The following is an 11573-nucleotide window of genomic DNA, read 5'->3' on the forward strand; positions in this document are numbered from 1 at the left end:
ATTGTCGATCCGAACGGGCCGCCGCCCGTCGATTCATTTCAGGGGAGCGTACTATGTCGAACGTGTATCTCGGCCAGATCGTCCAGTTCGGTTTTCAGTTTGCGCCGCAGGGGTTCCAATATTGCAACGGCGCGACGCTGCCGATCTCGCAATATTCCGCATTGTTCTCGCTGCTCGGCACGCAATATGGCGGCAACGGAACGCAGACGTTCCAGTTGCCCAACCTGAACGGTCGTGCGGCGATCGGACAATTCCAAAGCCCCGGCACGTCGAACTATGTGATCGGCCAGTCGGGCGGAAGCGAATCGGCCACGCTGAACATCACCAACCTGCCGGCGCACACCCACACCGGCACGCTGAGCGCCAATCAGACCAAGGCGACACTGCAGACGCCGCAGGCCGGTGCGCTGCTGGCCCGGGCGGCCGACCCGTCGAGCGCCGGTTCGACGCCGGAAATCTACGTCCCCGCCGGTACGGCAGGGACGCAAGTCGCGTTGGGCGGGGTGGTCACCAATCCTACAGGCAACAACGTGCCGTTTTCGATCATCCAGCCGTATCTGACGATCAACTATTGCATCGCCACGTCGGGGATTTACCCGTCGCGTAACTAGATCGTGTTCGAGCCGGCCGGGCGACCGGCCGGCTCGATCGGCAAGCGTCGGCGGGTAACGGCCGGGCGCGAAGCTCCGCCGCACTCAGGCGTCGATCTCTTCCTCGTCGAGCCGTGCGGCATTTTCCTGGATGAACGCGAAACGGTGCGCCGGGTTGGTGCCCATCAGCCGATCGACCAGGTCCTTGACCCCCGCTCGCTCCTCATATTCCTGCGGCAGCGTGATGCGCAGCAACCCGCGCGTCTTCGGGTCCATCGTCGTTTCCTTGAGCTGGCCCGGGTTCATCTCGCCCAGCCCCTTGAAGCGTGACACTTCGACCTTCTTGCCCTTGAACACGGTCGCCTCGATCTCGGCGCGGTGGGCGTCGTCGCGGGCATACTCGCTCTTCGCGCCGACCGTCAGGCGATAGAGCGGCGGCTGCGCCAGATAGAGGTGCCCGCGCCGCACCAGATCGGGCATTTCCTGAAAGAAGAACGTCATCAGCAGCGTCGCGATGTGTGCGCCGTCGACATCGGCGTCGGTCATGATGATCACGCGTTCGTACCGCAGGTTGTCGGGTTCGCAGTCCTTGCGGACGCCGCAGCCGAGCGCGAGCGTCAGGTCGGCGATTTCCTGGTTGGCGAAGATCTTGGCGCTGGTCGCCGACGCGACGTTGAGGATCTTGCCGCGGATCGGCAAGATCGCCTGGGTCTTGCGGTCGCGCGCCTGCTTGGCAGATCCGCCCGCCGACTCGCCCTCGACGATGAAGATTTCGGTCCCCGCGGGGTCGTTCGCCGAACAATCGGTCAGCTTGCCGGGGAGCCGCAGCTTGCGCGCCGAGGTTGCCGACTTGCGCTTGACCTCGCGCTCCTGCTTGCGCGCGAGCCGCTCGTCCATCCGCTCGATCACATAGCCGAGCAGCGCCTTGCCCCGCTCCATATTGTCGCTGAGGAAATGGTCGAAATGGTCGCGCACCGCGCGCTCGACCAAGGTCGTCGCCTCCGGACTGGTCAGCCGGTCCTTGGTCTGGCTCTGGAATTGCGGATCGCGGACGAACACCGAGAGCATCAATTCGCACCCGGTCATCACGTCGTCGGCGGTGATGTCCTTCGCCTTTCTCTGCCCGACCAGCTCGCCGAACCCGCGTATCCCGCGCACCAGCGCCGCGCGAAGGCCGGCTTCGTGGGTGCCGCCGTCGGGCGTCGGGATCGTGTTGCAATACCAGCTGTACGATCCGTCGCTCCACAGCGGCCAGGCAACCGCCCATTCGACGCGGCCCTGCTGTTCGCCGGGAAAGTCTTGGCTACCGCTGAAGAATTGCGCGGTGGCGCAGTCGCGGTCGCCGATCTGTTCGCGCAAGTGATCGGCGAGTCCGCCGGGAAACTGGAACACCGCCTCGGCGGGCGTCTCGTCGGCGATCAGCTCGGCCGTGCATTTCCAGCGGATCTCGACCCCGGCGAACAGATACGCCTTCGACCGCGCCAATTTGTACAGCCGCGCCGGCTTGAAATGCAGCTCGGGCCCGAAAATCTCCGGGTCGGGGGTGAACGCGACCGACGATCCCCGCCGGTTAGGCGTCGAGCCGAGATGTTCGAGCGGCGCCAGCGTGCGTCCCTGGCTGAAGCGCTGGCGATACAGCTGCCGGTCGCGCGCCACTTCGACCACGGTGTCGATCGACAGCGCGTTGACCACCGAGATGCCGACCCCGTGCAAGCCCCCCGACGTGGCATAGGCCTTGCCCCCGAACTTGCCGCCCGAATGGAGCATCGACAGGATCACCTCGAGCGCCGATTTGTCGGGAAACTTGGGGTGCGGATCGACCGGAAAGCCGCGCCCGTTGTCGACAATGGTCAACCGGTTGCCGGGCTCCAGCGTGACCTCGATCCGCGTCGCATGCCCCGCGACCGCCTCGTCCATCGCATTGTCGAGCACTTCGGCCGCCAGGTGATGCAGCGCGCGCTCGTCGGTCCCGCCGACATACATGCCCGGCCGCCGCCGGACGGGCTCGAGCCCCTCCAGCACCTCGATCGAGGAGGCGGTGTAATCGGATGTCGGCTTGGCGTTGGACGCGAACAGGTCTTCGGACATGGCCTGCTATACGAGTCCGCGAATCCCCGGCGCAAGCGCGCCGGGTCGCTTATCCACAATTAGCGGACTCTCGGCCCGCCGAACGGCAGCGGGGGCGGGGGGCGGCGATCGCGGCGGGGCAGCTGCGCCTGGTACGCGTGGCCGCAATGCGCGACGCAATAGGGGAAGCCGGGGTTCACCTTGTCGCCGCAGAAATGGAAATCGGGCTCGCCGGGATGACCGAGCGGCCATTTGCAGATCTTGTCGTTGAGATCGAGCAGCGAGGTCTTGTCGGCCATTTCGGGCGACGGCTTGGCCGGGACCAGCCGGCGCGGCGGGGCGGGGGTGATCGGCGGCTGCTGCTCGCCCGGCGCCTGGCGCACGAAGCCGCCGGGGCCGACCGAGCGCATCATCGGCTGCGGCGTCGCCGGCGAGGTGTCGGTGGTGACGTTGATCGGCGCGGACGAGATCGCGCTGGGCGCGGGCGTCGGCGCAGGCGCGGGGGTCGGCGCGGGACGCGGCGCGGCCTCGACCGGCGTTGCCTTCTTCGCCGGGGCCGGCGCGGCACCGGCGGGCTCGTTGGGCTTGACCGGCGACGGACGCGATTGCAGCCCGAGGCGGTGCGCCTTGCCGATCACCGCGTTGCGGCTGACGCCACCCAGCGCCTCGGCGATCTGGCTCGCGGTCTGGCCCGCTTCCCACATGGTGCGCAACGCGTCGATCCGCTCGTCGGTCCAGCTCATGGTCGTCCTTCTCAAATCATCATGCCGGGCGGTTGCGGGAGCCAGCGTCCCGGCCTACCTGCGGGAAGACCATGGACGCGCCCACCACTCCGCCCGAAAAAATCACGGCGATGCCACCCTTCGGCGTTCCGGTGATCCGGAGCGTGAATTGGGGTGGCCTGGGAACCCTCTATGTGAAGGAGGTGCGCCGGTTCTTCAAGGTGCACCTGCAGACTATCTGGGCGCCGGCGATCACGACCTTGCTGTTTCTGGTGGTTTTCACGGTTGCGACGGGGGCGAAACGCCCGGTTCTGATTGGCAATACCAGCGTGCCGTTCGGCGATTTCATCGCGCCCGGGCTGATCATCAGCCAGGGAATGATGGGTCCGGCGTTCGCCAATGCCAGTTTCTCGCTGCTGGTCGGCAAGATCCAGGGGACGATCGTCGATTATTTGATGCCGCCGCTCTCGACGATGGAATTGCTCGCGGGGCTGGTCGGCGGCGCGATGACGCGCGCGTTCATCGTCGGACTGGTCGTGTGGGCGGCGATGGCGCTCTACGGTGTCGGGGTGTGGCCGCAGCATCTGTGGGCGGTATTGTGGTTCGGCTTCCTCGGCGCGATGTTCCTGTCGCTGCTCGGCGTGCTGACCTCGATCTGGGCGGACAAGTTCGACCATGCCGCCGCGGTCAGCAATTTCGTCATCATCCCGCTGGGGCTGTTGTCGGGCACCTTCTATTCGGTCACCAACCTCGCCCCCGCGTTCCGCACGATCAGCCACTTCAACCCGTTCTTCTACATCATTTCGGGGTTCCGCTACGGCTTCCTCGGCACCGCCGACTCGCCGATTCTGGTCGGCAGCATCGTGGTGTTCGCGCTCGACGCGGTGTTGGCGCTGACATGCTATTGGCTGTTCAACACCGGCTGGAAGATCAAGAGCTGACGGCTTAACCGCGGCTGCAAGCCGCGTTCAGCATCGCCGCAGCTCGAATCGCCTAAAACGGCCTCCTCACCATGATGGTGGGTGGAGGTACAACATGCGTAAGCTCATCGTTTCAGTCGCTGCCCTCGGCGTGGCCCTGTCGGCCGCACCGGCGATGGCGCAATCCTATCCGGGCGGTTACGACCAGCGCGGTGGCTATGACCAGCGCGGGTACGACCAGCGCGGCTACGGCAATGACGATCGCCGCGGCGGGACGTCGGTCGACCGGGTCCGCTTCGCGGTCGAGCGCGCGATCCGCAGCGGCCAGGTCTCGCCGCGCGAAGCGCGCGCGTTGCGCAACGCGGTCGAGGATCTGCAGCGCCGCGATTATCGCGCGCAACGCGACGGTTACAGCTGGGGCGAGCGCCGCGACATCGACAATCGCGCGCGCGAAATCCTGCAGCGGTTGCAGTACAGCAATGGCAATTACGGCGGGTACGACAACGGCTATGGCCGCGACCGTGACCGCGACGGCCGCTACGGCGACCGGTAACTGAAGGCGGGACGGCGGGTGGCGACACCCGCCGTTTCCCGCATGCTGGGTGGTGTTGACGCTCCCCACCTGCACCAAGTAAATGCGCGCTCCGGGCGGTCCATCGGGCCGCCTTTCTCGTTTGAAGGAGCCAACGCCGTGACCATCACCGCCCTCATGCCCGTCTACCCGCGGTGCGGCGTGCGGCCGGTGCGCGGCGAGGGGTGTTACCTGATCGGCGAGCGCGGCGAGCGCTATCTCGACATGGCCGCCGGGATCGCGGTCAACGCGCTCGGCCACGGCCACCCGAAGCTGGTCAAGGCGATCGCCGACCAGGCCGCGACCTTGATGCACGTGTCGAACCTGTATGGGAGCCCGCAGGGCGAGAGCCTGGCGCAGCGTATTGTCGATATGAGCTTCGCCGATACGGTGTTCTTCACCAACTCCGGTGTCGAGGCGATCGAATGCGCGATCAAGACCGCGCGGCGCTATCACGACGTCAACGGCAATCCCGAGCGCTACAAGCTCATCACCTTCAAGAACGCGTTCCACGGCCGCTCGCTGGGGGCGATCAGCGCGACCGACCAGCCCAAGATGCGCGACGGGTTCGAGCCGCTGTTGCCGGGCTTTGATTATGCGCGGTTCAACGATCTGGAAGGCGCGCTGGCGCTGATCGACGATGAGACCGCCGGCTTCATGGTCGAGACGGTGCAGGGCGAGGGCGGGATGACCGCGGGCACCCCCGAGTTCATCAAGGGGCTGCGCAAGGCATGCGACGAGCATGGCCTGCTGCTGATCCTCGACGAAATCCAGTGCGGCTACGGCCGCACCGGCAAGATGTGGGCGTACGAGCATTACGGGATCGAGCCCGACATCATGACCGTGGCGAAGGGGATCGGCGCGGGCTTCCCGCTCGGCGCGTGCCTCGCGACCGAGGAAGCCGCCAAGGGCATGGTGATCGGCACGCACGGATCGACCTATGGCGGCAACCCGCTGGCGATGGCGGCGGGCGAAGCGGTGCTCGACGTGATCCAGGAGCCCGGGTTTCTCGATCACGTCACCAAGATGGGCGACCGGCTGCGCCAGGCGTTCGAGCAGCTGATCCCCAACCACGATCATCTGTTCGAGGAAATCCGCGGGCGCGGGCTGATGTTGGGCATCAAGATGAAGGAGCCCGCGGTCAGCCGCGACTTCGTGGCGCATTTGCGCGACAATCACGGGCTGCTGACCGTGGCGGCGGGGGAGAACGTGTTCCGCGTGCTGCCGCCGCTGATCATCGAGGAATCGCACATCGCCGAGTGCGTCGAGCGGCTGAGCGAGGGCGCGCGGACCTTCGCAGGGCCTAGCGATGACTAAGGGCTTTCGCCACTTCCTCAATCTCTCCGACCCCGGGCCGGACGGCGTTGCGGCGATCCTCGCCGACGCGATCGACCGCAAGGCGGCGCGCGCCGGGTGGCCAAAGGGCAAACCCGACGCCGACGCGCCGCTCGCCGGTCGCGTGCTGGCGATGATCTTCGAGAAGAACTCGACCCGCACGCGCGTGAGCTTCGACATGGCGATCCGTCAACTTGGCGGGCAATCGATCGTGATGGAAGCCGGGCAGATGCAGATCGGGCGCGGCGAAAGCGTCGCCGACACCGCGCGCGTGCTGTCGGGCTATGTCGACGCCATCATGATCCGCACCGACGACCACGCGAAAGTGGTCGAAATGGCCGAATATGCGACGGTGCCGGTGATCAACGGCCTGACCGATTTCTCGCACCCGTGCCAGATCGTCGCCGACCTGCAAGCGATCCTCGAGAGCGGGCACAATCTGCCGGGCTTGAAGGTCGCGTGGCTGGGCGACGGCAACAACGTGCTCGCGTCCTTGATGGAAGCCGCTGGGCTGATGCAGTTCGATGTCGTCGCGGCGTGCCCGCAGGGGTTCATGCCGTCGGACGAGGATGTCGCGCTGGGCGAGGGCCGCGCGCGTGTCGTCGGCACGGCGAAGGAAGCGGTCGAGGGCGCGGACGTGGTGGTCACCGACACGTGGATCTCGATGGGGCAGGACCATGCCGACACCAAGCTGGCGGCGATGATGCCGTTTCAGGTGACGAGCGATCTGATGGCGGGCGCGAAGCCCGACGCCAAATTCCTCCACTGCCTCCCGGCGCATCGCGGCGAGGAAGTGACCGCGGAGGTGATCGACGGCTCGCAATCGTTGATCTGGGCCGAGGCCGAAAACCGGCTCCACGCGCAGAAATCGATCCTGTTGTGGTGCTTCGGGCTGATCGGTTGAGTTGCGGCATACTGGCGGACTACCCACCTACCGTCATCCCCGCGAAAGCGGGGACCCAGCTTCTGCCGTTTGCCCAGATCACGACTGCCGTGATTGCCGAAACCGTTCGAGCTGGGTCCCCGCTTTCGCGGGGATGACGTAAGTGTTTGAGGACAGCGCGTGACCAACCCCACCGACATCGACGAAGCGCTCGGCTTCACGCTTCCCGCCCGCCACGCGCGCGGGCGCGTGGTGCGGCTGGGGCCGGTGCTCGACGAGATCCTCGACGCGCATGCGTATCCGCCGTCGATCGAAGCGCTGCTCGCCGAGGCACTGACGCTGACCGCGCTGATCGGGTCGACGCTCAAGGATCCGTCGGGGCAATTGACGCTCCAGGCGCAGACCCAGGCGGGCGTCGTGACGCTGCTGGTATGCGACTATCGCGGCGGCGAATTGCGCGGCTACGTCCAGTACGATGCCGACAAGCTCGCCGAAGCGCCGCAGGACCCGACCTTGTTCGCGTTGTTCGGCGAAGGCTATCTCGCGATCACCTTCGACCTTGCGAATACCAACGAGCGTTATCAGGGCATCGTGCCGCTCGATGGCGAGACGCTGGCGGAAGCCGCGCAGAGTTACTTCGTCCAGTCCGAGCAAATCCCGACGCTCATCAATTTCGGTGTTAAACGCGGGGCGGACGGCCGCCACGTCGCGGGCGGGCTGTTCCTCCAGCATCTGCCCGAGGGCGAGGACGGCCGCGAGCGGCTCCATACGCGGCTCGACCATCCCGAATGGGAGCATGTCGCGATCCTGGGGGCGACGATGGGCGCCGACGAACTCGCCGACCGCGACTTGCCGCTTGAGACGCTGATCTGGCGGCTGTTCAACGAAGAGGACGAGGTTCGCGTCCTAGCCCGCACGCAGCTGGCCAAGGGATGTCGCTGCGATGCCGACTACATCGCCAGCGTCCTCGCCAAGTTCACCCCTGCCGACCGCGCCGAAATGGCCGACGAGCAGGGCCTGATCCAGGTCGGCTGCGCGTTCTGCGCGAAGTCGTTCCCGGTCCCGGCGGGCGATTCCGTCCAATAAATATTGCCGCGGCTCTGCCATATTTCGCTGCGATGGGGCGATTCGTGGGGTTGGGGAATCGATATGTAGCCGCGGCGCTGGCCGTCGGGCTGATCGGCGGCGCAGCGATTGCGGCGGGGCCGTTTGCGGTGCTTGCCGGGCTCGACCGCGGGCGCTGGCAGTTCAAGGTAATCGGCGGCGCGGTTGCGCGCGAGGTGTGCGCGCCCGATCCGCTGCGGCTGGTCCAGCTCAACCATCCCGGCGCTCCTTGCGCGCGCTTCACGATCGAGGACGCGGCCGATCACGTCACGATCCAGTATAATTGCGGACCGCGCGGGTATGGCAAGACGACGATCAAGGTACAGGACCCCGGCCAGATCCGCCTCGATACGCAGGGGATTTCGAGCGATGGGCGGCCGTTCGACACCAGTTACGAAGGCCGCTTCGCCGGCGCGTGCGCGCCGCCGCCTCGTTAAGCCGGCGTTTATCCTTGGGCGCGTAGGGGTAGGGCGTGCAATTCGAGCACGCATTTCTCCCTAGTTGACGCTTGGAAGCGTCCAAACTGGGCCACCCGTCAAACGGTGGCCCGTTGTTTTTCGCGGCCATTGCCAGTCGGCATTTCAGCGCCTAGCGACGCCCAAATCATGGAAACCACACCCTTGGCGGTCGCGCTGATTTCGGGCGGGCTCGACTCGATGGTCGCCGCCGCGTCGATGCGCGAAGCCGGCTATCGCCTGCTGGCGTTGTCGATCGACTATAACCAGCGCCACCAGATCGAGCTCGCCGCGGCGCGGCGCATCGCGGGCGTGCTGGGGGCCGAGCGCCACGTCGTGCTGTCGCTCGACCTGCGCGCGTTCGGCGGGTCGGCGCTGACCGCCGATATCGACGTGCCCAAGGCGGGAGTCGGCGCCGACATCCCGGTGACATACGTGCCCGCGCGCAACACCATCTTCCTCAGCCTGTGCCTCGGCTGGGCAGAGGCCGCGCGCGCGCGCGACCTGGTGATCGGGGTCAACGCGCTCGATTATTCGGGCTATCCCGATTGCCGCCCCGAATTCGTCGCCGCGTTCGAGGATATGGCCGCGCTCGCCACCAAGGCCGGGGTCGAGGGCGAGCGCTTCCGCGTCCACGCCCCGCTCCAGCATATGACGAAGGCCGATATCGTGCGCGAGGGCATGCGGCTGGGGCTCGATCTGGGGCTCAGCTGGTCGTGCTACGATCCGGCGCCGGGGGGCTTGCATTGCGGGCTGTGCGACAGCTGCCGGCTGCGCGCCAAGGGGTTCGAGGAGGCCGGGGTGCCCGACCCGACGGTCTACGCGACTGCCTTATGAGCTACGCGGTCAAGGAAATGTTCCTGACGCTGCAGGGCGAGGGCGTGAACGCCGGGCGCCGCGCGGTGTTCATCCGCTTCGCCGGGTGCAATCTGTGGTCGGGCCGCGAGCAGGACCGCGCGACCGCGGTCTGCCGGTTCTGCGACACCGATTTCGTCGGCACCGACGGCGAGGGCGGCGGGCGCTTCGCCGATGCGGGGAGCCTGGCGGCGGCGGCGGCGGGTTTCTGGGGGCCGGACGGCGCCGAGGCCTTCTGCGTGCTGACCGGGGGCGAGCCGATGCTGCAGATCGACGACGCTTTGGTCGATGCGCTCCACGCGGCAGGGTTCGAGATCGCGATGGAGAGCAACGGCACGCTCCCCGCGCACCCCGGCATCGACTGGGTGTGCATCAGCCCCAAGGCCGGGAGCGAGGTGGTCCAGCGCCGCGGCGATGAGTTGAAACTGGTCTGGCCGCAACCGGGCAGCGACGTCGCCGCGATGGAGGCTTGGGAATTCGCGAACCTGCTGATCCAACCGCTCGACACCGGCACCGCCGACGGCAACGCGGCGAGCGAAGCCGCGGCGATCGCGCTGGTGATGGACCGTCCGCGCTGGCGCCTGACGCTGCAGGCGCACAAGCGACTGGGGTTGCGCTAGCGTTTTGGCCGCTCCCTTTCAGGGGAGGGGGCTATCTATCTGCGTGACCCAAGCTGGTGAGATAGATCACGAGTACAACAATCAGCATGAAGCCGAACAGGACGAGTTCGCCTTCCCACGTTTGCGGGCTTCGGCCTCGAAACCATGTGTTGACGGGATTGCGACCGCGCTTACGCATTCGTCGCTTTACCACGAAAAAGCCCGGCTGGTTAGGCCGGGTTTCATCGCGAGCGGTGCCGATGAAGCGCGCGAGCGCCTCGAACCCGCTAGCCCTTCTTCTTCCCGCAATACGCGATGTTGTACTTGCCCTTGCGCCAGCAGGTCGGCTGGAAATCGGGCAACAGCAGGTACGTGCGCGAATAGAAGGCGCCGGGGAATTGCTGTTCGCCGTACGGCACCAGGCTGTTGCGCATCTCGCGCATGTAATTGACCGCGACGTCGCCCAGATGGCCGCGTGGGGCGAAGTTGGTCTCGCTGCTGACTTTGGCGGCGGTCTGGCAAAAACCGTATTGCGCGCTGACCGTGGAGAAGGCCGAATAGGTGCGCGTGCCGAACCGGTCGAACGCGGTTTGGCCGGCGGTCTTGGTCTTGGCCATGCGGACGAAATAATTGTTCAGCGTGTCGAACGCGCCCTTCAGCTCGGCGCTATGATCCTTGATCATCGCATTATAGTGATCGACCGTCAGCAGCATCGGCGCGAAATCGCATTGCAGCGCCGCGACGTTGAGCGCGGAGCGCAGGTTCCACACCAAAGCGGCACGTACTTCGGCCGGGGTCGCGCCGGGCAAGGGCATGCCGAGTTCGGGTTCCAGACCGGTGACCGGTCCGCCGCGGAAATCGTACGATTTCAGGAAGAATTGGGCCGAAGCCGGCGCGCTTGAGAACAGGCCGGCGAACAGGCCGGCGGCGAGCAGTACGCTCGCCTTGATACGCTTATTCATTCTCGTCCCTTCGAACCTTCGCATTCCCCGTTGGTCAGGTACGTACGGGGATTTGACGTCACGCCCAAGCGCTTTTGTCCCACCGCCGTCACGGCGAATCGAAAGGGGGCCGCCCGACTAGCGGACGGCCCCCTCGAAACCCGACCATCCATTCCCGAGGGAACGGACGATCACAAGATTACATCTTGTTGGTCGTGACGGTGTTGGTCGTGGTGTTGGTCGTCGACATCGTGTCGTTGGCCATCATGTCGCCACCGTTCATGGTGCCGGCGTCAGGCGCCGTCATCGTGTCGTTCATCGTCTCCGTGGTGGTGTTCATCTCGGTGACGGTGTTGGCAGTTTCGGTCTTGGCACAGGCCGAGATCGCCAGCGCGGCGGCCGCGATCATGCTGCCCTTGATGATGAAAGAACGCATTTGGAAGCTCCCTAGATAAAGGATTTGGTCGGCTTTTTCCGGCCTTAATACCCAAATCGAGGTGGACATTAATCGGTAATGACACTTTGCTCAAG

General features: G+C 66.0%; 13 protein-coding genes. 9 read left to right on the plus strand and 4 right to left on the minus strand.

Features of this window, described 5'->3' with window-relative positions:
* The first annotated feature begins 53 nt into the window (after positions 1 to 53).
* On the plus strand, positions 54 to 611 hold the full coding sequence (locus JWM94_RS08505; protein ID WP_299424973.1) for a phage tail protein: 558 nt from the start codon (positions 54 to 56) through the stop codon (positions 609 to 611).
* Between the two features lie 84 nt (positions 612 to 695).
* Here the strand turns inward: JWM94_RS08505 and parE are convergent, their stop codons facing one another.
* Together parE and JWM94_RS08515 are read right to left on the minus strand one after the other, a co-directional pair.
* Positions 696 to 2678: a DNA topoisomerase IV subunit B gene (parE, locus tag JWM94_RS08510; protein WP_299424976.1), complete on the minus strand. Its 1983-nt coding sequence runs from the start codon at positions 2676 to 2678 to the stop codon at positions 696 to 698.
* Between the two features lie 59 nt (positions 2679 to 2737).
* Entirely contained in the window at positions 2738 to 3400 is a 663-nt protein-coding gene (locus tag JWM94_RS08515) for a GcrA family cell cycle regulator (RefSeq protein ID WP_299424979.1), read from the minus strand.
* Positions 3401 to 3471: 71 nt separating this feature from the next.
* Here JWM94_RS08515 and JWM94_RS08520 point away from each other — a divergent pair, with 71 nt between their 5' ends.
* The 8 genes from JWM94_RS08520 (at position 3472) to queE (ending at position 10122) form a co-directional block, all read left to right on the plus strand.
* Positions 3472 to 4320, plus strand: coding sequence for an ABC transporter permease (locus tag JWM94_RS08520; RefSeq protein WP_299424982.1), 849 nt, complete (start codon positions 3472 to 3474; stop codon positions 4318 to 4320).
* A 94-nt stretch (positions 4321 to 4414) separates the two neighbouring features.
* Positions 4415 to 4852 (plus strand): hypothetical protein, encoded by a 438-nt coding sequence (locus JWM94_RS08525; RefSeq protein WP_299424985.1) that lies wholly within the window; start codon positions 4415 to 4417, stop codon positions 4850 to 4852.
* A 138-nt stretch (positions 4853 to 4990) separates the two neighbouring features.
* Positions 4991 to 6187, plus strand: coding sequence for an aspartate aminotransferase family protein (locus tag JWM94_RS08530; RefSeq protein WP_299424988.1), 1197 nt, complete (start codon positions 4991 to 4993; stop codon positions 6185 to 6187).
* Positions 6180 to 7109: an ornithine carbamoyltransferase gene (argF, locus tag JWM94_RS08535; RefSeq protein ID WP_299424991.1), complete on the plus strand. Its 930-nt coding sequence runs from the start codon at positions 6180 to 6182 to the stop codon at positions 7107 to 7109. The genes JWM94_RS08530 and argF overlap by 8 nt, the downstream gene beginning before the upstream one ends.
* A gap of 159 nt (positions 7110 to 7268) precedes the next feature.
* Positions 7269 to 8174: an Hsp33 family molecular chaperone HslO gene (locus JWM94_RS08540; RefSeq protein WP_299424994.1), complete on the plus strand. Its 906-nt coding sequence runs from the start codon at positions 7269 to 7271 to the stop codon at positions 8172 to 8174.
* Positions 8175 to 8218: 44 nt separating this feature from the next.
* A complete protein-coding gene (locus JWM94_RS08545; RefSeq protein WP_299424997.1) occupies positions 8219 to 8629 on the plus strand; it encodes a hypothetical protein in 411 nt (136 codons plus the stop codon).
* A gap of 168 nt (positions 8630 to 8797) precedes the next feature.
* Complete coding sequence (gene queC, locus JWM94_RS08550) at positions 8798 to 9484, plus strand: 7-cyano-7-deazaguanine synthase QueC (protein ID WP_299424999.1); 687 nt, start codon at positions 8798 to 8800, stop codon at positions 9482 to 9484.
* Entirely contained in the window at positions 9481 to 10122 is a 642-nt protein-coding gene (gene queE, locus JWM94_RS08555; protein WP_299425002.1) for a 7-carboxy-7-deazaguanine synthase, read from the plus strand. The genes queC and queE overlap by 4 nt, the downstream gene beginning before the upstream one ends.
* A gap of 266 nt (positions 10123 to 10388) precedes the next feature.
* Here the strand turns inward: queE and JWM94_RS08560 are convergent, their stop codons facing one another.
* Both JWM94_RS08560 and JWM94_RS08565 read right to left on the minus strand, forming a co-directional pair.
* Positions 10389 to 11063: a hypothetical protein gene (locus JWM94_RS08560; RefSeq protein WP_299425005.1), complete on the minus strand. Its 675-nt coding sequence runs from the start codon at positions 11061 to 11063 to the stop codon at positions 10389 to 10391.
* A 178-nt stretch (positions 11064 to 11241) separates the two neighbouring features.
* Complete coding sequence (locus tag JWM94_RS08565) at positions 11242 to 11478, minus strand: hypothetical protein (RefSeq protein ID WP_299425008.1); 237 nt, start codon at positions 11476 to 11478, stop codon at positions 11242 to 11244.
* Between the last annotated feature and the right edge of the window lie 95 nt (positions 11479 to 11573).

This window comes from Sphingomonas bacterium, assembly GCF_028289855.1.
Classification (GTDB): Bacteria; Pseudomonadota; Alphaproteobacteria; order Sphingomonadales; family Sphingomonadaceae; genus Sphingomonas.